Here is an 18,600-nt window from a genome sequence, read left to right as displayed (position 1 = left end):
TACCCGCCCGCAGCGGAGATGCTCCGCACGGTAGTGCCGTGTCGCAGTGTACGGCATGGCGGCCCCCTGCCGCCATGGACTTTTTGTTGCGCGTTTTTATTTACTGAGCAGACGCATGCCCCGTTCCAGCCCGTCGATCGACAGGGGGAACATACGGTTGTTCATCAACTGCCGCATCACGCCGATCGACTGGCGGTACTGCCACAAGCCTTCCGATTCGGGATTGAGCCAGATGAATTTCGGGAACGCCTGGGTAAAGCGCGCCAGCCACGTCGATCCCGCTTCCTCGTTGTTGTATTCGACGCTGCCGCCCGGCTGCAGGATTTCGTAGGGACTCATGGTGGCGTCACCGACAAAAATCAGCTTGGTGTCGGGCGGGTATTTGCGCAGCACGTCCCAGGTGGGAAAACGCTCGGCGTTGCGGCGCCGGTTGTTCTTCCACAGGTAGTCGTAGACGCAGTTATGGAAGTAAAAGAACTCCATGTTCTTGAATTCCGTCTTCGCCGCCGAAAATAGTTCTTCGGTGCGCTCGATATGGTCGTCCATGCTGCCGCCCACGTCAAACAACATCAGCACCTTGATGCGGTTCTTGCGTTCGGGCCGCATCCTGATGTCGAGGTAGCCCGCATTGTTCGCTGTCGCGGCGATGGTGGCGTCCAGCGCCAGTTCGTCTTCCGCGCCTTCGCGCGCGAACTTGCGCAGGCGGCGCAAGGCCACCTTGATATTACGCGTGCCCAGTTCGCGCTCGCCGTCATAATCCTTGTAGCTGCGCGCTTCCCATACCTTGACGGCCGTGCGGTTGCCGCCCTTGCCGCCGATGCGGATGCCTTCCGGGTTCGTACCGCCATTGCCGAATGGCGAGGTGCCGCCCGTGCCGATCCACTTGCTGCCGCCTTCGTGGCGCTCCTTTTGTTCCTTCAGCAGTTCATTGAGGCGGTCCATCAGCTTGTCGTAGCCGAACTTTTCCAGTTGCGCCTTCTGTTCCTCGGACAGCTCGCGCTGCATGCGTTTCAACAGCCAGTCGAGGGGAATCGCCGCGTTCGTGTCGAAGGCCGCGTTGACGCCCTTGAAGTACTGCGCAAACGCGCGGTCGAACTTGTCGAAATGGGCTTCATCCTTGACCAGGGTCAGGCGCGCCAGATAGTAAAAATCGTCCATCGAGGCGCCGATGACGTTCTTTTGCAGCGCTTCAAGCAAGGTCAGAAATTCCTTGATCGAGACGGGAATCTTCGCATCCTTGAGCGTGAAGAAGAAGTCGATCAGCATGGCGCGGGCTCTCCCGCGCGGGGCAGTGCGGCGATGGGGCGCTGCGCCAGCTTGTAGCGCAGATGGGCGGCAATCTCCGGCCACTCGCCGCGCGCGATGCTGTACATGACGGTGTCGCGCACGGTGCCGTCGCGGCGCAGCGCATGGTGACGCAGCACGCCGTCCTTTTTTGCGCCCAGACGTTCGATGGCCGCCTGCGAGGCGTGATTGAAATTATCGGTGCGCAGGCCCACCAGCGCGCAGCCGAGCGTGTCGAAGGCGTGCGCCAAAAGCAGCAATTTGCAGGTGGTGTTGACGTGGCTGCGCTGGCAGCGCTTGGCGTACCAGGTGTAGCCGATTTCCAGGCGTTTGATCTCCGGCACCACGTCGTGGTAGCTGGTGGTGCCGAGCACCTCGCCGCTGGCTACATCGATGACGGCAAAGGCGAAGCGCGAAGGGCGCATCTCGATGCCCTTGAAAATGTACTGATCCACCTGGTCCGGCTCGGGCACGGAGGTGACGCGCAGGTTCCACAGTTCGCCATCCATGGCCGCCGCGCGCAAGCCAGCCGCATGGTGCGGCGCCAGCGCTTCGAGGCGGATGCCGTGCAATTCCAGGGGGACGAAGACCTTGTCGGGGCTGATGTCGTTCACCGGCGCTCCTTAACGGTTGGTGCGCGACATGAACATCAGGCGCTCGAACAGGTGCACGTCCTGCTCGTTTTTCAGCAGCGCGCCGTGCAGCGGCGGCACGACGGCCTTGTTGTCCTTGCTGCGCAGCGCTTCGACCGGGATGTCTTCGGCCAGCAGGAGCTTGAGCCAGTCGAGGAATTCCGACGTCGACGGTTTTTTCTTCAGGCCCGGCACGTCGCGCACTTCATAGAAGGTTTGCAGCGCCTGCGCCAGCAATTCCTGTTTCAGGTGCGGGTAATGGACGGCGACGATCTGCTCCATCGTGTCCTTGTCCGGGAATTTGATGTAGTGGAAGAAGCAGCGGCGCAAAAAGGCGTCCGGCAATTCCTTTTCGTTGTTCGAGGTGATGATGACGAGCGGACGGTGGCGCGCCGTGACCATTTCGCGCGTTTCGTAGACATAGAATTCCATGCGGTCCAGTTCGCGCAGCAGGTCGTTCGGGAATTCGATGTCGGCCTTGTCGATTTCATCGATCAGCAGCACCACCGGTTCGGGCGCCGTGAAGGCCTGCCACAGCACGCCCTTGACGATGTAGTTCTGGATGTCGCGCACGCGCTCGTCGCCCAGCTGCGAATCGCGCAGGCGTGAGACGGCATCATATTCGTACAGGCCCTGCTGCGCCTTGGTGGTCGATTTGATATGCCATTGCATCAGCGGCATGTTCAGCGCGGCGGCTACTTCCTCGGCCAGCATGGTCTTGCCCGTGCCCGGTTCGCCCTTGATCAGCAGCGGGCGTTGCAGGGTCAGCGCCGCATTCACGGCCAGTTTCAGGTCGGCGGTGGCGACATAGCTGTCGGAACCTTCGAAGCGTTGGCCTTGCTGGGTGTGCTGTGCTTGCATGAGCGGTCTGCCAAAGTAGGGAAATGGTGAGTATAAACAGAACTGTGGCGCACCGCCACGCAGACGGCCTGTGCCTGCCTGCCTACAATGCGGGTTTTATAGGTGGACTTGCAAGAATATCTTGGCTAGAATCGGCAAGCAGCAGATTAATTGTCAACCTTAATTGTCAATACATAAAATCAATAAAAACCAGCTCTGGCGTTTCTCCGATTACCTTTGTTCACATTGCCACTATGAAAAAAATATTTGCACTTCTCGTGCTTGCCGGCATAGCAAATGCCGTCACAGCGGCTGACATTGTAGGAAACGCCAAGGCAGCCCCTGCCAAGGTGGAAATGTGTATCGGCTGCCACGGCATCCCCGGTTATAAGGCGACCTTCCCCGAAGTATTCCAGGTGCCGATGATCGGCGGCCAGCCGGCAAAATATATCGAGAATGCGCTGCAAGCCTACAAGAAAGGCGACCGCAAGCACCCCAGCATGAAGGGTATCGCCAGCAGCCTGTCGGAGCAGGATATCGCCGATGTCGCCGCGTATTATGCGCAACAAGCCAAGCCGAACTGAGGACCAGCCAGATGAAAAAATTACTCGCCGCCCTCGTTTGCGCCACCGTCTCGCTTGGTGCCAGCGCCGCCGGCAATATCAATACAGGTAAAGCCCTGGCCGAAAAATACAGCTGCGCCACCTGCCACGGCAAGGATTACGGCTCACCCATCGACCCGTCGTACCCGAAACTGGCGGGCCAGCACAAGGATTACCTGGAACACGCGTTGACGGCATATAAACGGGGCGACAAGGCCAACGGCCGCAACAACGCCATCATGACGGGCCAGGTAAAACCGCTGAGCAACCAGGACATCAAGGATCTGGCCGCCTACCTTCACAGCCTGCCGACCACCCTGGTGATCCACCGCTGAGTTTGAGTTCGGCTCAGGCCTTCAGCCCCACCCGGCGCGCCAGCTTGTGCAGATTGCTGGCGTCGAGTCCCAATTGCCGTGCCGCGGCGGCCCAGTTATCCTGATGCAGCACCAGCGCTTGGCGGATGGCCTGGCGCTGGCTCGCTTCCACGATCTGATGCATCGATAGCAGCGGCGCCGCCGGCGCCCCACATGCGGCCGACATTGGTGGCAGCGCGTCCGCGCCGGCCGGCGCTTCCAGCGCATCGAGGTCGAGCATATCCGTTTCCAGCGTTACTATCTCTTTGCGGTCCGCGCCGCGGATCACGGCTTTCAGCGCGGCCCGGCTGATCACATGTTCCAGTTCGCGTACATTGCCCGGCCAGCGGTAATGGCATAAGGCGTTTTCCGCCGCAGCGGACAGGCGCAGGCTGCGCAAGCCCAGGCGCGCGCGGTTCAGTTCCAGGAAGCCGCCGGCAAGCAGCAGCACGTCATTGCCCCGCTCGCGCAGCGGCGGAATCGGCACGGGATACACGGATAGACGGTGATACAGGTCGGCGCGGAACGAGCCGTCGCGCACATGCTCGCGCAGGCTGCGGTTTGTGGCGGCGATCACGCGCACGTTGACCCTGCGCGGCCGGTCCGCGCCCAGGCGCTGGATTTCGCCATTTTGCAAGGTGCGCAGCAGCTTGGCCTGTATCGACAATGGCAATTCCCCCACTTCATCGAGAAACAGGGTGCCCCCTTCGGCCGCCTCGAAGCGTCCGGGCCGGTCGCTGACGGCGCCGGAAAACGCGCCGCGTACATGGCCGAACAATTCGCTTTCGGCCAGGGACTCGGGCAAGGCCGCGCAATTGACGTGGATCAGGGGCTTGCCGGCGCGGCGCGACAGCCGGTGCAGGCGGTGCGCGCACAGTTCCTTGCCCACGCCCGTTTCTCCCAGCAGCAGCACGGGCAGTTCCGAATCGGCCACCACCTGCAATTCGTGCAGCAAGTGCGTGATGGCGCTGCTCTGGCCGACGAAGTCATGTTCCTCGCGCGGCGCCTGTGCATCGGCCAGCATGGCGCCGCCCGACAGGCGCAGGGCGCGGATTTCCGTCTCCAGGCGCGTCACGCGCACGGCCGCCTCGATGGCGCAGGCCAGTTCGCCCAGGTCGCGCTGCGCCTGCGTATCGAAGGTACCGACCTGCAGCGCGTCGAGCGTGATCACGCCCCAGCGTTCGCCTTCCAGGTCCAGCGCCATGCCCATGCAGTCGTGCACGGGCAGCGGCTCGCCGGCCCGCTCGGCGATCAGGCCATCGTAGGGATCGGGCAGGGAGCTGTCGTGATGGAAGCACAGCACGCCGCGCCGCTGCAGGATGGCGGCCAGGCGCGGGTGGTCGGCGACGGCGAAGCGGCGTCCCAGCGCGTCGCTGGCCAGGCCGGCCATTGCCACGGGGCGCAAGTGTTCGCCATCGAGCTTGAGCAAGGCCACGGCTTCGCAGCCGAAGTGCGCGCGCAGGCTACCGACGAGGCGCTGCAGGCGCACGGCCACGGGCAGGTCGGCGACCAGGTCGGTCAGTAACAGCAGGTGGATGGCAGTGGTGGTCATAAGTACCATGCAGGGTACAACGGACCACGTCCAAAGAGGGTCATACCGACCCTGCATTTTTCAAATCGTTGATTTAAAACAAGTTTTTCCTGGCACACGGATTGCCTAGGTAAGGGTGCCGAACCGGCATACAAGACCAAGGAAAGCTTGATGAAAACGACTCCCTCCCTCCGCGCCATCGCCGCCGCCGTCTGCGTACTGGCCATGCCCCTGTCCGTGCAAGCCCAGGCGAGCCTGCCTGCCAGCGCCGCCGCCACTGCGGCCAAACCTGTAGCCGCAACGCTCAAGCGCTATGAACTGCAAACCAATATCGTCGACGGCAAGATGGTGTTCATCGACGCCAAGGGCCAGGTCAACCCCGTGCTGGCGGCCAAGGTGGGCGACACGGTGGAACTCGTGCTGAAAAGCGGCGAAGGCGCCGAGCACGATTTGCTGATCCCGGAACTGAACGTCGCATCGGCCAAGTTCAGCGCCAATAGCGGCAGCACCACCGTGCGCTTCAAGGTCACGCGCGCCGGCACGTTCACCTATTACTGCTCGATTCCCGGCCACCGCCAGATCGGCATGGAAGGCAAGCTGGAAGTAAGCGGCACGTCGCTGGCCGAGACGGCGGCCCCGAAGGCCGCCAGCGAATCGAGCCAGGCCGCCGCGCTGGCCCTGTACACGCCGGCGCCGTCGCCGATGCGTGGCCCCGACCCATCTGCCGTCAACGTGGCGGCGAATCCGGCCTCCGTGCCGACCGCCATCGGCGCGCGCGCGCCGCAAACCCTGAAATACCGGATGGAGACGGTGGAACTGCCGGGCAAGCTCGATGACGGCACCAGTTTTACGTATTGGACCTTCAACCGGCAAGTGCCGGGCCCCATGCTGCGCGCGAAGGTGGGCGACACGGTGGAACTGACCCTGTTCAACGCCAAGGACAGCAAGATGATCCACTCGATCGACCTGCATGCGGTGACGGGCGGCCATGGCGGCGGACAGCACACGCAGGTGGCGCCGGGGCAGGAAAAAACCGTCACCTTCAAGGCGCTCAATCCGGGCCTGTTCGTGTACCACTGCGCCACGCCGCTGGTGCCGCAGCATATCGCGGCCGGCATGTACGGCATGATCCTCGTCGAACCGGAAGGCGGCCTGTCGAAAGTCGACCGCGAGTACTACGTGATGCAGGGCGAGATGTACACGGGCCGTCCGCACGGCGCCCCCGTGCACCAGGAGCCGAACCTGGAAAAAATGGCGAATGAGCTGCCCGACTACTACGTCTTCAATGGCGAAGTGGGCGCCCTGAGCAAGACGCACAAACTGCAGGCGAAAGTCGGCGAGACGGTGCGCATCTATTTCGGTGTCGGTGGCCCGAACAAGATTTCATCGTTCCACATCATCGGCGAGATCTTCGACAAGGTGTACAGCGAAGGCTCGATCAGCAGCCCGAAACACGACGTGCAAACGACGCTCGTGGCGCCGGGCGGCGCGACCATCGTCGAACTCAAGGTACAGCACCCTGGCAGCTATCTGCTGGTCGACCATGCGCTGTCGCGCGCCGGCAAGGGCGCCGTGGGCGTGCTGGAAGTGACTGGCGAAGCCGTGCCCGGCGTCTACCACGCGGGCGCCGTTCAATAACACCACCACATTCATCATCAAGGAGTATCTATGGAACTGATCGAACAATCCCTGGGCCAGCTGGCCCGCCGCATCCCCGGCGCCACGCGCCTGTTCGATGCGCACCGCCTGGATTTCTGCTGCGGCGGCAACAAGACATTGCGCGCGGCGGCCGAAGCGGCCGGCGTGGACACGGCGCCCATCGTCGAGGAACTGAAACTGCTGGCAGGACGGACTGACGCCAGCGGCGAGCTTGACTGGCAGGAGGCCTCGGCCACCGAACTGGTGGAGCACATCCTGGCGCGCTACCACGCCGTGCACCGCGAGCAGCTGCCCGAGCTGATACGCCTGGCACGCAAGGTCGAGCAGGTGCATGGCGACCGCGCCGACTGTCCGCACGGGTTGGCGGGACACCTGTCGGCCATGGCGCAGGAGCTGGAAAGCCACATGCGCAAGGAAGAAGACGTGCTGTTTCCGATGATCGTGCGCGGCCAGGGGCCCCGGGCCGGCGCGCCCATCAACGTGATGCGCATGGAGCATGACGACCATGGCGTGGCCTTGCGCGCCATGGAGGCAATGACGAACGATATCACCGCGCCGGCCGGCGCCTGCACCACCTGGCGCGCGCTGTACACGGGCTTGCGCACCTTCCGTGCAGACCTGATGGCGCACATCCATACCGAAAACAATATCCTGTTCGAGCGCTTTGCGCCGGCCGTGGTGCACTGACAAAGGAAAGACCCATGGGTCCCTACAAAAAACTCTGGTTCACCCTGATCGGTGTGCTGATCGTGACGTTTTCGCTGCTCGGCTACTACGGCACGGAAGTCTACCGGCAGGCGCCGCCCATTCCCGCGCAAGTGCTGGCGCAGGATGGCCGGCAGCTGTTCGACCGCGAGGGCATCCTCGATGGCCAGACGGCCTGGCAATCGGTGGGCGGCATGCAGCTCGGTTCCATCTGGGGCCACGGCGCCTACCAGGCGCCCGACTGGACGGCCGACTGGCTGCACCGCGAATTGACGGCCTGGCTGGAACTGGCCGCGCAAGAACAGCATGGCAAGGCGTACGCGGCGCTCGACGGCCCCGCGCAGGCGGCGCTACGCGAAGCGCTCAAGCTCGAATACCGGGGCAACCGCACCGATGATGCGCAAGTGCTGCGCCTGTCGCCGCGCCGCGTGCAAGCGATCGCCAACACGGCCCATTACTACGACCAGCTGTTCTCCGACGCGCCGGCGCTGCACGCCAGCCGCGAGCATTTCGCCATGAAGGAAAACACCCTGCCCAGCGCCGAGCGGCGCGCGCAGATGACGCAGTTCTTCTTCTGGACGGCGTGGGCCGCCGCCACCGAGCGTCCTGGCCAGAAAGTAACCTACACGAACAACTGGCCGCATGAACCGCTGATCGGCAACCAGCCCAGCGGCGAAAACCTCGTCTGGTCGGTCGCCAGCGTGGTGGTGCTGCTGGCCGGCGTGGGCTTCCTCGTCTGGGGCTGGGCTTTCTTGCGCGACCACGACGAAGCGCTGCCGGCCGCCGGTCCGCGCGATCCGCTCACCACGTTCGCCCTGACGCCTTCGCAGCGGGGACTGGGAAAATACCTGTTCCTGGTGGTGGCGCTGTTTACCTTCCAGGTCTTCATCGGCGGCTTTACGGCGCACTACACGGTGGAAGGGCAGCAGTTCTACGGCGTCGACGTGTCGCGCTGGTTCCCTTATGCGCTCACGCGCACCTGGCATATCCAGGCCGCGCTGTTCTGGATCGCCACGGGCTTCCTGGCCGCCGGCCTGTTCCTCGCGCCCCTGATCAATGGCGGCAAGGACCCCAAGTGGCAGCGCCTCGGTGTCGACGTGCTGTTCTGGGCCCTCGTCGCAGTCGTCGTCGGTTCGTTCATCGGCAACTACCTGGCCATTGCGCAAGTGATGCCGCCCGAGTGGAATTTCTGGCTGGGTCACCAGGGTTATGAATATGTGGACCTGGGACGCTTGTGGCAAATCGGTAAATATATCGGCATCCTGCTGTGGCTTGTGCTGATGCTGCGCGGCGTCGTGCCGGCCCTGCGCAAGCCGGGCGGCGACAAGAACCTGCTGGCGCTGCTGACCGCATCCGTCGGCGCCATCGGCCTGTTTTACGGCGCCGGCCTGTTCTACGGCGAACGCACGCACCTGTCCGTGATGGAATACTGGCGCTGGTGGGTGGTGCACCTGTGGGTGGAAGGCTTCTTCGAAGTGTTCGCCACGACGGCGCTGGCCTTCATCTTTTCGACCCTGGGCCTGGTGTCGGTGCGCATGGCCACGACGGCCAGCCTGGCGTCGGCCTCGCTGTTCATGTTGGGCGGGATACCCGGCACCTTCCACCACCTGTACTTCGCCGGCACCACCACGCCCGTGATGGCCATCGGCGCGAGCTTCAGTGCGCTGGAAGTGGTGCCGCTGATCGTGCTGGGGCATGAAGCGTGGGAAAACTGGCGCTTGAAGGAGCGCGCGCCGTGGATGGAGCAGTTGCGCTGGCCCATGATGTGCTTTGTCGCCGTCGCCTTCTGGAACATGCTGGGCGCCGGCGTGCTGGGTTTCATGATCAATCCGCCCGTGGCGCTGTACTACATCCAGGGTCTCAACACGACCCCCGTGCATGCGCATGCGGCGCTGTTCGGCGTGTACGGCTTCCTGGCGCTGGGCTTTACCTTGCTGGTGCTGCGCTATTTGCGGCCCGACTACCGCTTCAGCCCTGCCTTGATGAAGACGGCGTTCTGGGGCTTGAATGCGGGCCTGGTGCTGATGATCTTTACCAGCTTGCTGCCGATAGGCATCATCCAGTTCCACGCCAGCGTGACGGAAGGCCTGTGGTATGCGCGCAGCGAAGCGTTCATGCAGCAGCCGCTGTTGCAGAACCTGCGCTGGATACGCACCTTCGGCGACGTGGTCTTCATCGTTGGCGCCATCGCCATGGCATTGCAGGTGGTGCTGGGATTGATGGACAAGGTGAAGGCACCCGCGCTGCCACAGGCGGTACGGCCAGCCTGATCGGTTGCTGCGCCGTCGAGTGTTGTTGATCGATCTCCCGAAGCCGTGCTAGCCACGGCTTTTTTCATATAGGGCCAGGAAGACGAGACCGGCGACCAGCGGGATATTTTTCGTCAGCGGGCCGAAAGGGTGTATCAGGAATTCCGGCAGGAAGACGGCGATCACCAGTGTATAGCCGGCCACCAGCGCGCACTGCGTCCACCATAGCAACGGCCTGGCATGGAGCAGTGAGGCGATGCCCATGGCCAGGTCGGCCAGGCAGGAGGCGGCAAACACGTGTTCCGTATGCAGCGTGATGCCGCTACGGCGCAGCCATGCGAGCGATTCGGCATGCGGATACAGATACCAGGACACAAACGCCGTCCATAGCCAGATAAAGGCCATGCCGAGGCGCATGGCCCAGTACAGCCCTTGCAGCTTTGCTGGCGTCATGGCGCGGGCTTGGCAACCATCAGCCAGTAGACCAGCATGAGCGCGGCAAATGCGGGCACGCCGAGCCAGAACCAGTAGCGCGCATAGAGCCAGTACAGGCGCGGCAGCGGTGTTCCCATGTCGTCAGCCAGGCGGGCCAGGCTGCGCATGCGGATCTGCAGCCATACCACGGGTAGCCAGCAGGCGCCGGCCAGCGCATACAGCAGCATCGAGGCGAGGACCCAGCCGGACAGGATCGGATAGCCGGCCAGGTGCGCCAGTGCCAGTCCGGACAGCGGCTGGACAATGACGGCCGGCGTGGTGAACAGCCAGTCGGCCAGCACGGTCTTTTCGGCCGATAGGCGGATCGCACGCACCTCGCCGCCCCTGTCGTTGATCCACTTGAAGAAAGCGATGCCGATGCCGGTGCCAAACAGGATGGTGGCGCTGATGATGTGCAGCCATTTGACGAACAGGTACCAGCTCATGCCGGTACCTCGGTCACATCATGGCCTTGCAGCGCGGCCAGGTAATTTTCCACCGTGAGCAGGCCGATGCAGGGCATCGCGCCGCGCGGTAGCGGCGCGCCACCGCTGTTGGCGCTGGCCAACCGGTTCGCCAGCGCGATCGACGCGCCGCACGGGATATGCGGGCCGTGGTTTTGCGCCGCCAGCAATTGCCAGGTCAGCGTCAGTGGCAGGCCATCGAGTCCCGTGCCTTGCAGCGTCACGAACATCGCGCCTTTGTCGCTGACCAGCGGTTCCACCCATTGGCTAATGGCGTGCAATGGCCTGACCAGCGGCAGCAGGCTGCGCAACAGGCCCAGGCGCACCAGTTGCGCGGCGGCCCAGACGAACAGATGGCCGGGCGCACCGGCAAAACCGGCGTGAAAAGTGACGGTGTCGAGGCCCGGATAGCGTTGCGGGAACAGCGCCAGGTCGGGCACGTCGCAGCTGCCCAGCAAGCGCCGTCCCACGGGCGCGGCAAAGCGGTGGCGCTTCAGGTCGAGCCAGCCGTGTGTGGTCTGCTGGCTGCCGGCAACCAGGCGCTGGAACGGTTTGCCACAGTACGAGAAGATGCCGGCCATGGTGGCGATGCCCGGCGCGCGGGCGCCGGAGGCGATGCCGTGGCAGATCGATGTGAGCTGGCGAAAGCGCGGCAGGTAGCGGTCCACCACGGCCGAGGACAGCGCTGGCAGCGAGCTGGCGCCGCTGGTGATGAACACGCCGCGCTGGCGTGCCAGGTCGTCGAGGCTGACGATACCGGCGACAAAATCGCGACCGTCGGCCAGGTCGATATAGTTGGCACCGGCCTCGATCGCCGCACGGGCGACACGGTAATCCTGGCCCTGGAACGGGCCGGCGGTATGGATCAGCGTATCGACGCCCAGTTCGGTCAGGCGCCGCGCCAGATCAGGTGCAACGGCATCGAGCGCCAGTGCTTGCCGCGGCGGCAAGCCCAATTGCGCCACCAGTGCCCTGGCCCTGGCGGCGTCGCGCCCGGCCACCAGCAGATGGATATCCCGTTTGCCGGCTAGCGCCTGGCAAATGCGCGTGCCGAAAAAACCGTAACCGCCGAGTACTAGAATGGTGTGATGGGCCAAGATATCCTTCAGTGGCTGAGTTTCTTGGCAACATGATACTACCTGATCAGCGGCGCCGCACGCAGTCGATATACGCATCCGTGTCCGGCGGCAAACCCGAGCGTTGCGAAGCCCAGATCATCTGGCCCAGGCATTCCATCACTTCGTGCTGGGCTGCATGGGCCGAATCGAGGCGCTGGGTCAGCTGCTGGACGGCCGGGCGGATGCCGCGCGGCTGGTCCACCTGCACCTGCTCCGTGATCGACAGATGCATGGACAGGTGCAAGAACGGATTGGCTTGCCCCCCTTCGACGGAATAATCGCGCGCCAGCGCCGCTTCGACGTCGCTCAGCTCGTTTTCATACTCGGGGTGTTCGAGGATCCAGTCGAGCGCGATGGCTTCCATCGGCGTGAGGATGTCATGGGCGCGGTGCTTGCGCAAAGTGTCGCAAAAGAAACGGCGCACATCGTCGGAAGAGGGGTTGAACATGGCTGAAGGACTATGGCTAAAGGGCAGCCGGCATTGTACCGCGTACATAAATAAAGGGCATCGAGGATGCCCTTTTTGCCGTCTGGCGACCGCTGGCATGACCCGAGAGTCACTGTCATTTAATACCCTGCAGTAAGTATTATCCACTACCGCCACGGCCCGGCGGCGCCAAATAACGGTGATAAAATCGCCGCTCTTGATATTTGCACTGGACATGACGGCGATTTTATTGCCATTCCCCTGTTTCCATTGCCCGCACCTTTGCCACCAGATATTGCTCCAGGGATATCCCGGAGCGCGGCAGCATGCCTATCACCATCGACTTGACCTGTCCGGCCGCCCTGGCGTTCCGGCTGGCTGTTTGCATTTCATACAGCGATGGTGCCGCCACGGTGGCGCGCAAGAATCATCCTTCAGTATTCATAAACGGAGTTACGTATGCGTAAATCGCTATTACTTTTGATGTCGTGCCTGATCCTGGCGGCATGTAACAAGACCCCTCCGGCCTCGTCCGAAAAACCGGTCGACGTGCTGCTGATCGGCGCTGGCACCATGAGCGCCACCCTGGGCAGCATGCTCAAGGAACTCGATCCGTCGCTGACGATGGAAATGGTCGAGCGCCTCGATTCCGTGGCCGCCGAAAGTTCGGACGCGATGAATAACGCAGGCACGGGCCACTCGGCGTTTGCCGAGCTGAACTACACGCCTGAAGCGGCCGATGGCAGCATCGAGACCAAGAAAGCCGTTGCCATCAACGAGCAATTCGAAATTTCCAAGCAATTCTGGGCTTATCAGGTAGCCAACAAGCATCTGGGCGCACCGCAAACCTTCATCAACAATGTGCCGCACATGGCCTTTGTGTGGGGCGACGACAATATTGCCTTTTTGAAGAAGCGCTATGCTGCGCTGCAAAAGGAAAACCTGTTCAAGGGCATGCTGTTCTCGGAAGACCAGGCGCAGATCGAGCAATGGGCGCCGCTCGTCATGCAAGGCCGCGACAAGGGCCAGAAAGTGGCCGCGACGCGCATGGAAATCGGTACCGACGTCAATTTCGGCAACCTCACGCGCGGCCTCGTGAAATACCTGACGGACAGCCATGGCATGGTTCTGCACCTGCGCCACCAGGTGGAAGACATCCAGCGCGGCGCCGACGGTGTGTGGAACGTGACGGTGAAAGATTTGAACGCTGGCAAGGAAAAGACCATGCGCGCCAAGTTCGTCTTCATCGGCGCCGGCGGCGGTTCGCTGCCGCTGCTGGAAAAATCGGGCATTCCTGAAGCCAAGGGTTACGGCGGCGTGCCGGTCGGTGGCCAATGGCTGGTGACCACGAATCCGGAACTGGTGGCGGCGCATGCAGCCAAGGTCTACGGCAAGGCATCCGTCGGTTCGCCGCCGATGTCCGTGCCGCATCTTGATACGCGCATCATCGATGGCAAGAAAGCCCTGCTGTTTGGCCCGTTTGCCACCTTCTCGACCAAGTTCCTGAAAAACGGTTCGTGGATCGATTTGCCTGCCTCGATCGGCACGGGCAATGTGAAACCCATGCTGCAAGCCGGCTATGACAATATTCCGCTGACGAAATACCTGGTCGAACAGGTCATGAACACGCCGGAAGACCGTTTGAACACCCTGCGTGAGTATTTGCCGAACGCCAAGATGGAAGACTGGACCCTGCAAAACGCGGGCCAGCGCGTGCAGATCGTCAAGGATGATCCTGTCAAAGGCGGCTTGCTGCAGTTCGGTACGGAAGTCGTCGGCGCCGCCGATGGCAGCATCGTTGCCCTGCTGGGTGCATCGCCAGGCGCCTCGACCGCGCCGCCGATCATGATCAAGGTGCTGCAAACGGCATTCAAGAGCCGCCTGGCTACGCCGGAATGGCAAGCAAAGATGGTGGAAATGGTGCCGTCGTACGGTCAAAAGCTGAACAATGATCCGGCTCTGGCCAACAAGATTCGCCACTACAGCAGCAATATCCTGGGTCTCAAAGCGATTACCCTGGACGTTCCCGCCGCTGCGCCAGCGCCGGCAGCAAACTAAGTCAGCCTGACCGGCAGGGGAGTTTCCTGCCGGCATGAAAAAAGGGGCAGCCTGTTCAGGCTGCCCCTTTTGCGTGGGAGAGTGCGTTCATGGTGCGGCGGACTACTCCTTGCCTGGCAAAATCAGCTCCGGCGTACACCCTTCGGCGGCAATGCCGTCGCAAGGCTTGGCCAGTGCCGTACCATCCTGTGCCCGTGGCGCATGGGGCTGGCGCAGGTAGCGCGACGTGTGGCGGTGCGCTTGCTGTGCGTTGCCATGCACGGGCCAGGTCAGGAAGCGGGACAGCTCCTGCAAGGCGCGCTGGTAAACATCGCGTTTAAATTCAATGACGACATCGAGCGGGACCCAGTATTCATGCCAGCGCCAGGCGTCGAACTCGGGATGGTCGGTCAGGCGCAGATTGACGTCGTTATCGCGCGCGCACATTCTCAGCAGAAACCAAATCTGCTTCTGGCCACGGTAATGGCCGCGAATCTCGCGCTTGATGAAGTGGTCTGGCACTTCATAGCGCAGCCAGTCGCGGGTGCGGCCGACAATTTTGACGTGTTCCTGTCTGAGTCCGATTTCCTCTTCAAGTTCGCGAAACATGGCTTGTTCCGGTGTTTCGCCATATTTGATACCGCCTTGCGGAAACTGCCATGAGTGCTCGCGCACCCGCTTGCCCCACCACACCTCGTTCTGGGCGTTTAGCAGGATGATGCCGACGTTGGGCCGAAACCCTTCACGGTCGAGCATAATGCACCTCAAACTTTCTGCGACAGTGCGTCTTTTTTTACATAATTACCCACAACTTCGCAAGCCGGTGACCTTTTCGGGGTGCGAAAAGCGCCGGAATCGCACCAATTGAGCGCATTTGTGTAAAGTATGGACGCATCAGCCAGCTAATCCTTTAAAATTAGGTTGATTATAACCCTCTCTTTTTAAAAAGAATTCACCGTTATGCGCGCCTCCCGTTTTTTTATTTCCACACTTAAAGATGCACCTTCTGACGCGGAAATCGTCAGCCACCAATTGATGATGCGTGCAGGCATGATCAAACGCCTCGGTTCCGGCATCTATACCTACATGCCGATGGGCTTGCGCGTGATCCGCAAGGTGGAAGCCATCATCCGTGACGAGATGAACAAAGCCGCCGGCATCGAACTGCTGATGCCGCTCGTGCAGCCAGCCGAACTGTGGCAAGAGACGGGCCGCTGGACCAAGATGGGCGACGAACTGATGCGCGTGAAAGACCGCCACGGCCGCGAATACGCGATCCAGCCGACATCGGAAGAAGTCATCACCGACGTCGTGCGCACGGAAATCAAGTCCTACCGCCAGTTGCCGTTGAACTTTTATCACATCCAGACCAAGTTCCGCGACGAGCGCCGCCCACGCTTCGGCCTGATGCGCGGCCGCGAATTCACCATGAAGGACGCCTACTCGTTCGACCGCGACCTGGCCGGCATGCAAGCGTCGTACAAGGTCATGTTTGACGCCTACACGCGCATCTTCACGCGCTTCGGCCTGCAATTCCGCGCCGTGGCCGCCGACAACGGCGCCATCGGCGGTTCCGGTTCGCATGAATTCCACGTCATCGCCCACACGGGTGAAGACGCGCTCGTGTACTGCCCGACGTCCGACTACGCCGCCAACATGGAAGCGGCCGAAGCGCTGCCGCCAGCCGGTGAGCGCCCGGCCGCCGCCCAGGCGCTGACGAAAACGGCTACGCCGGACACCGTCAAGTGCGAAACCGTGGCCGCCTTGCTGGGCCTGGAACTGTCGCGCACCGTGAAAACCATCGCCCTGACGGTGGAAACGACGGGCAAGGATGAAAAAGTCACGAAACAGCATTTCATGCTGCTGCTGCGCGGCGACCATGAATTGAACGAGATCAAGGTGGGCAAGGTTGCCGGCCTGGCCGGTCACCGTTTCTCCACGGAAGCGGAAATCCTGGAAGTCTACGGCACGATTCCTGGCTACCTGGGCCCGATCGGCACGAAGGCACCCGTCACCGTGGTGGCGGACCGCACGGTCGCCCACATGAGCGACTTCGTGTGCGGCGCGAATGAGGCCGGTTTCCACTACACGGGCGCCAATTGGGGCCGTGACGTGGCCGAGCCTGCCATCGTGGCCGATTTGCGCAATGTCGTCGCCGGCGACGCTTCGCCGGACGGCCAGGGTGCACTCGCCATCGAGCGCGGCATCGAAGTGGGCCACGTGTTCCAGCTGGGTACGGCGTACTCGGAAAGCATGAAAGCCACCTTCCTCGACGAAAACGGCAAGCCTGCGCCGTTGCAGATGGGTTGCTATGGCATCGGCGTGACGCGCATCCTGGGCGCCGCCATCGAGCAGAACTTCGACGACAAGGGCATCATCTGGCCGGCGTCGATCGCGCCATTCGAGGTCGTGCTGTGCCCGATGGGCATGGACCGTAGCGAACTGGTCAAGGAAGAGACGGAGAAGCTGTACGCGGCCCTGCAAGGCGCTGGCGTGGACGTCATCGTCGACGACCGCGGTTTGCGCCCTGGCGCCATGTTTGCTGACTGGGAACTGATTGGCGTGCCGCACCGCATCGTCATCGGCGAGCGCGGCCTGAAAGAAGGCAAGCTGGAATACCAGGGCCGCCGCGACGCGGAAGCAACTGGCGTGGCACCGGACGAGATCGTCGCCTTCATCCAGGGCAAAATGGCGCAGTGAAGCGTCTATCAGTAAGCAAGACGGCTGGCGCGCTCGCGCTGGCCGCCTGCCTGGCCTGCGTCGCTCCGGCGCAGGCTGGCAACCAGAAGGAGGAGGCGCTGGCCGACTCCGTCCGCCTGGCCCTGTCGCACGCGATCCGCGACGAACGCCCGCCGCAGCCCAAATTTGCCACGCCCGCCGACTTGCAGCGCTACCAGCAATGGCTGGCGCAGATGTCGTCGCGCCTGCAGCGCAAGCTGCCGGACGCCCAGCTGCGCACGGAATTTCTGGAAACCGTCTGGTACGAAGCGCGCCGCGCGGGTCTGGAACCGGCCCTCGTGCTGGGCCTGATCCAGGTGGAATCCGCCTACCGCAAATATGCCGTCTCGCTGGCTGGCGCGCGTGGCTACATGCAGGTGATGCCGTTCTGGACGGGCGTCATCGGCGACAGCGACCGCAGCAAGTTGTTCCACATGCAGACGAATCTGCGCTACGGCTGCGCGATTTTGCGCATGTACCTGGATATGGAAAAGGGCGATTTGTACCTGGCGCTGGGGCGGTATAACGGCAGCCGGGGACGGGCCGAGTATCCGAATGCCGTGCGGGCGGCGTGGCGGCAGTGGGAATTCAAGCCGGCCGCTTGAACGGCAGGCAAAAAAATGCCCCGCTCGCAGTAAAGCGGCGGGGCACTCACACGGCGCGAAACGCCCTGTGCGTATCTGATTATTTCAAATGATCGGAGATCAGTTTCGTCATTTCAAACATGGAGACTTGGGCTTTGCCGCCGAAAACTGCTTTCAGCTTGTCGTCCGCATTGATCATGCGGCGGTTGGCCGGATCTTGCAGATCGAGTTTTTTGATGTAATCCCATACCTTTTTGGTCACTTCCGTGCGCGGCAGTGGTGCTGCGCCAACAACGGCGGCCAGCTCTTTCGATGGCGTCATTGCTTTCATGAATGCTGCGTTTGGCTTGCGTGGTGTTGCCGGTGCTGCCGCTTTCTTCGCCGCTGCTGGTTTAGCTGCTGCTTTGGCTGCGGGTGCTGCTTTCTTGGCGGCTGCAGGCTTGGCTGCTGCTGCTTTGGCTGGCGCTGCTACTGGGGTTTTTTTGGCTGTTGCCATCTTCGAGCCTCCTTAACAAACACATGGGAAATTGCGCAATTAATCGCACGGCTAATATTGGTGTGGATTTACCTTGTATGCAAGTGTTTTTCACGTTTTCACGAGGAAAAAGCAGGGAAATGGCAATGCTGTCGCCCGGGCGCACCGCTTGGGAGCGCAGAACGGCGTTTTTGCCCGTAAATGGCATGGTTGCTGGCTATGCGGGGAGGGGTACTGCGGGGAGGGCGGAAATGATGCCGGACGCCATGAAAATGCAATCCGGCATGATTTTATAACGGTGTTTCTTGACTTGAACTACGTCTCACGCGGCGTAAAAAAGGCCTTCAAAATCACAGCGAGCGGATGGTATTTGTGGCTGAGAAGCGCAACCGTACTTTAGTACGGTGAGCATCGCCGGCCGCAAAGACCACCGCGCAGTGGATTTTGA

At 62.2% G+C, this 18,600-nt stretch carries 20 protein-coding genes; 9 read left to right on the top strand and 11 right to left on the bottom strand.

Annotated elements, in window-relative coordinates:
* Positions 1 to 96: 96 nt before the first annotated feature.
* From AC3IQ7_RS26355 to AC3IQ7_RS26345, 3 genes are read right to left on the bottom strand one after another with little or no spacing between them, the layout of a single operon-like run.
* Positions 97 to 1,266, bottom strand: a complete 1,170-nt coding sequence (locus AC3IQ7_RS26355; RefSeq protein WP_099376503.1) for a vWA domain-containing protein — start codon at positions 1,264 to 1,266, stop codon at positions 97 to 99.
* Positions 1,260 to 1,898: a GNAT family N-acetyltransferase gene (locus AC3IQ7_RS26350; RefSeq protein WP_489207743.1), complete on the bottom strand. Its 639-nt coding sequence runs from the start codon at positions 1,896 to 1,898 to the stop codon at positions 1,260 to 1,262. Before AC3IQ7_RS26350 ends, AC3IQ7_RS26355 begins: the two co-directional genes overlap by 7 nt.
* 9 nt (positions 1,899 to 1,907) lie before the next feature.
* On the bottom strand, positions 1,908 to 2,777 hold the full coding sequence (locus AC3IQ7_RS26345) for an AAA family ATPase (RefSeq protein WP_099376505.1): 870 nt from the start codon (positions 2,775 to 2,777) through the stop codon (positions 1,908 to 1,910).
* A gap of 233 nt (positions 2,778 to 3,010) precedes the next feature.
* Between AC3IQ7_RS26345 and AC3IQ7_RS26340 the strand changes: the two genes are divergently transcribed.
* Complete coding sequence (locus tag AC3IQ7_RS26340; RefSeq protein ID WP_489210530.1) at positions 3,011 to 3,340, top strand: c-type cytochrome; 330 nt, start codon at positions 3,011 to 3,013, stop codon at positions 3,338 to 3,340.
* A gap of 11 nt (positions 3,341 to 3,351) precedes the next feature.
* The gene (locus AC3IQ7_RS26335) at positions 3,352 to 3,693 is read left to right on the top strand and encodes a c-type cytochrome (RefSeq protein WP_489207742.1); all 342 of its coding nucleotides are present in this window, start codon (positions 3,352 to 3,354) and stop codon (positions 3,691 to 3,693) included.
* Between the two features lie 13 nt (positions 3,694 to 3,706).
* Here the strand turns inward: AC3IQ7_RS26335 and norR are convergent, their stop codons facing one another.
* A complete protein-coding gene (norR, locus tag AC3IQ7_RS26330; protein WP_489207741.1) occupies positions 3,707 to 5,263 on the bottom strand; it encodes a nitric oxide reductase transcriptional regulator NorR in 1,557 nt (518 codons plus the stop codon).
* Between the two features lie 150 nt (positions 5,264 to 5,413).
* Here norR and nirK point away from each other — a divergent pair, with 150 nt between their 5' ends.
* From nirK to AC3IQ7_RS26315, 3 genes are read left to right on the top strand one after another with little or no spacing between them, the layout of a single operon-like run.
* The gene (gene nirK, locus AC3IQ7_RS26325; RefSeq protein WP_489207740.1) at positions 5,414 to 6,880 is read left to right on the top strand and encodes a copper-containing nitrite reductase; all 1,467 of its coding nucleotides are present in this window, start codon (positions 5,414 to 5,416) and stop codon (positions 6,878 to 6,880) included.
* A gap of 30 nt (positions 6,881 to 6,910) precedes the next feature.
* Entirely contained in the window at positions 6,911 to 7,588 is a 678-nt protein-coding gene (gene ytfE / locus AC3IQ7_RS26320) for an iron-sulfur cluster repair protein YtfE (RefSeq protein ID WP_489207739.1), read from the top strand.
* A gap of 14 nt (positions 7,589 to 7,602) precedes the next feature.
* On the top strand, positions 7,603 to 9,876 hold the full coding sequence (locus AC3IQ7_RS26315; protein WP_489207738.1) for a nitric-oxide reductase large subunit: 2,274 nt from the start codon (positions 7,603 to 7,605) through the stop codon (positions 9,874 to 9,876).
* A gap of 48 nt (positions 9,877 to 9,924) precedes the next feature.
* Here the strand turns inward: AC3IQ7_RS26315 and AC3IQ7_RS26310 are convergent, their stop codons facing one another.
* The 5 genes from AC3IQ7_RS26310 to AC3IQ7_RS26290 form a co-directional block, all read right to left on the bottom strand.
* Positions 9,925 to 10,308, bottom strand: a complete 384-nt coding sequence (locus tag AC3IQ7_RS26310; RefSeq protein ID WP_099376510.1) for a DoxX-like family protein — start codon at positions 10,306 to 10,308, stop codon at positions 9,925 to 9,927.
* Entirely contained in the window at positions 10,305 to 10,775 is a 471-nt protein-coding gene (locus AC3IQ7_RS26305) for a DUF2269 family protein (protein ID WP_489207737.1), read from the bottom strand. The genes AC3IQ7_RS26310 and AC3IQ7_RS26305 overlap by 4 nt, the downstream gene beginning before the upstream one ends.
* A complete protein-coding gene (locus AC3IQ7_RS26300) occupies positions 10,772 to 11,890 on the bottom strand; it encodes a saccharopine dehydrogenase family protein (protein WP_489207735.1) in 1,119 nt (372 codons plus the stop codon). The genes AC3IQ7_RS26305 and AC3IQ7_RS26300 overlap by 4 nt, the downstream gene beginning before the upstream one ends.
* 46 nt (positions 11,891 to 11,936) lie before the next feature.
* The gene (locus AC3IQ7_RS26295; RefSeq protein WP_442778289.1) at positions 11,937 to 12,407 is read right to left on the bottom strand and encodes a DUF1841 family protein; all 471 of its coding nucleotides are present in this window, start codon (positions 12,405 to 12,407) and stop codon (positions 11,937 to 11,939) included.
* A gap of 178 nt (positions 12,408 to 12,585) precedes the next feature.
* On the bottom strand, positions 12,586 to 12,762 hold the full coding sequence (locus AC3IQ7_RS26290) for a hypothetical protein (RefSeq protein ID WP_158301081.1): 177 nt from the start codon (positions 12,760 to 12,762) through the stop codon (positions 12,586 to 12,588).
* Positions 12,763 to 12,797: 35 nt separating this feature from the next.
* Here AC3IQ7_RS26290 and mqo point away from each other — a divergent pair, with 35 nt between their 5' ends.
* The gene (gene mqo, locus AC3IQ7_RS26285) at positions 12,798 to 14,396 is read left to right on the top strand and encodes a malate dehydrogenase (quinone) (RefSeq protein ID WP_489207734.1); all 1,599 of its coding nucleotides are present in this window, start codon (positions 12,798 to 12,800) and stop codon (positions 14,394 to 14,396) included.
* A gap of 102 nt (positions 14,397 to 14,498) precedes the next feature.
* On the opposite strand, the gene AC3IQ7_RS26280 is transcribed toward mqo, so the two are convergent.
* Positions 14,499 to 15,131, bottom strand: a complete 633-nt coding sequence (locus AC3IQ7_RS26280; protein WP_034780273.1) for an RNA pyrophosphohydrolase — start codon at positions 15,129 to 15,131, stop codon at positions 14,499 to 14,501.
* A gap of 204 nt (positions 15,132 to 15,335) precedes the next feature.
* Here AC3IQ7_RS26280 and AC3IQ7_RS26275 point away from each other — a divergent pair, with 204 nt between their 5' ends.
* Both AC3IQ7_RS26275 and AC3IQ7_RS26270 read left to right on the top strand, forming a co-directional pair.
* Positions 15,336 to 17,075 (top strand): proline--tRNA ligase, encoded by a 1,740-nt coding sequence (locus AC3IQ7_RS26275; protein WP_489207733.1) that lies wholly within the window; start codon positions 15,336 to 15,338, stop codon positions 17,073 to 17,075.
* The gene (locus AC3IQ7_RS26270; protein ID WP_099376515.1) at positions 17,072 to 17,698 is read left to right on the top strand and encodes a lytic transglycosylase domain-containing protein; all 627 of its coding nucleotides are present in this window, start codon (positions 17,072 to 17,074) and stop codon (positions 17,696 to 17,698) included. The genes AC3IQ7_RS26275 and AC3IQ7_RS26270 overlap by 4 nt, the downstream gene beginning before the upstream one ends.
* 79 nt (positions 17,699 to 17,777) lie before the next feature.
* Here AC3IQ7_RS26270 and AC3IQ7_RS26265 read toward each other — a convergent pair whose 3' ends face one another.
* A complete protein-coding gene (locus tag AC3IQ7_RS26265; RefSeq protein ID WP_071653383.1) occupies positions 17,778 to 18,173 on the bottom strand; it encodes an SWIB/MDM2 domain-containing protein in 396 nt (131 codons plus the stop codon).
* Between the two features lie 77 nt (positions 18,174 to 18,250).
* Here AC3IQ7_RS26265 and AC3IQ7_RS26260 point away from each other — a divergent pair, with 77 nt between their 5' ends.
* Complete coding sequence (locus tag AC3IQ7_RS26260) at positions 18,251 to 18,448, top strand: hypothetical protein (protein WP_489207732.1); 198 nt, start codon at positions 18,251 to 18,253, stop codon at positions 18,446 to 18,448.
* The last annotated feature ends 152 nt before the right edge of the window (positions 18,449 to 18,600 follow it).

This window comes from Janthinobacterium sp. GL_088 (genome assembly GCF_057837845.1).
Note: the sequence above shows the minus strand (reverse complement) of the source record. Positions and strands in the feature narration are given on the sequence as shown.

Bases quoted from the DNA above. Each gene is read 5' to 3' on its own strand.
- ytfE (WP_489207739.1), top strand. From the start codon at position 6,911: ATGGAACTGATCGAACAATCCCTGGGCCAGCTGGCCCGCCGCATCCCC.
- AC3IQ7_RS26335 (WP_489207742.1), top strand. From the start codon at position 3,352: ATGAAAAAATTACTCGCCGCCCTCGTTTGCGCCACCGTCTCGCTTGGT.
- norR (WP_489207741.1), bottom strand. From the start codon at position 5,263: ATGACCACCACTGCCATCCACCTGCTGTTACTGACCGACCTGGTCGCC.
- nirK (WP_489207740.1), top strand. From the start codon at position 5,414: ATGAAAACGACTCCCTCCCTCCGCGCCATCGCCGCCGCCGTCTGCGTA.
- AC3IQ7_RS26275 (WP_489207733.1), top strand. From the start codon at position 15,336: ATGCGCGCCTCCCGTTTTTTTATTTCCACACTTAAAGATGCACCTTCT.
- mqo (WP_489207734.1), top strand. From the start codon at position 12,798: ATGCGTAAATCGCTATTACTTTTGATGTCGTGCCTGATCCTGGCGGCA.
- AC3IQ7_RS26260 (WP_489207732.1), top strand. From the start codon at position 18,251: ATGCAAGTGTTTTTCACGTTTTCACGAGGAAAAAGCAGGGAAATGGCA.
- AC3IQ7_RS26280 (WP_034780273.1), bottom strand. From the start codon at position 15,131: ATGCTCGACCGTGAAGGGTTTCGGCCCAACGTCGGCATCATCCTGCTA.
- AC3IQ7_RS26310 (WP_099376510.1), bottom strand. From the start codon at position 10,308: ATGACGCCAGCAAAGCTGCAAGGGCTGTACTGGGCCATGCGCCTCGGC.
- AC3IQ7_RS26345 (WP_099376505.1), bottom strand. From the start codon at position 2,777: ATGCAAGCACAGCACACCCAGCAAGGCCAACGCTTCGAAGGTTCCGAC.
- AC3IQ7_RS26295 (WP_442778289.1), bottom strand. From the start codon at position 12,407: ATGTACGCGGTACAATGCCGGCTGCCCTTTAGCCATAGTCCTTCAGCC.
- AC3IQ7_RS26315 (WP_489207738.1), top strand. From the start codon at position 7,603: ATGGGTCCCTACAAAAAACTCTGGTTCACCCTGATCGGTGTGCTGATC.
- AC3IQ7_RS26340 (WP_489210530.1), top strand. From the start codon at position 3,011: ATGAAAAAAATATTTGCACTTCTCGTGCTTGCCGGCATAGCAAATGCC.
- AC3IQ7_RS26355 (WP_099376503.1), bottom strand. From the start codon at position 1,266: ATGCTGATCGACTTCTTCTTCACGCTCAAGGATGCGAAGATTCCCGTC.
- AC3IQ7_RS26265 (WP_071653383.1), bottom strand. From the start codon at position 18,173: ATGGCAACAGCCAAAAAAACCCCAGTAGCAGCGCCAGCCAAAGCAGCA.
- AC3IQ7_RS26305 (WP_489207737.1), bottom strand. From the start codon at position 10,775: ATGAGCTGGTACCTGTTCGTCAAATGGCTGCACATCATCAGCGCCACC.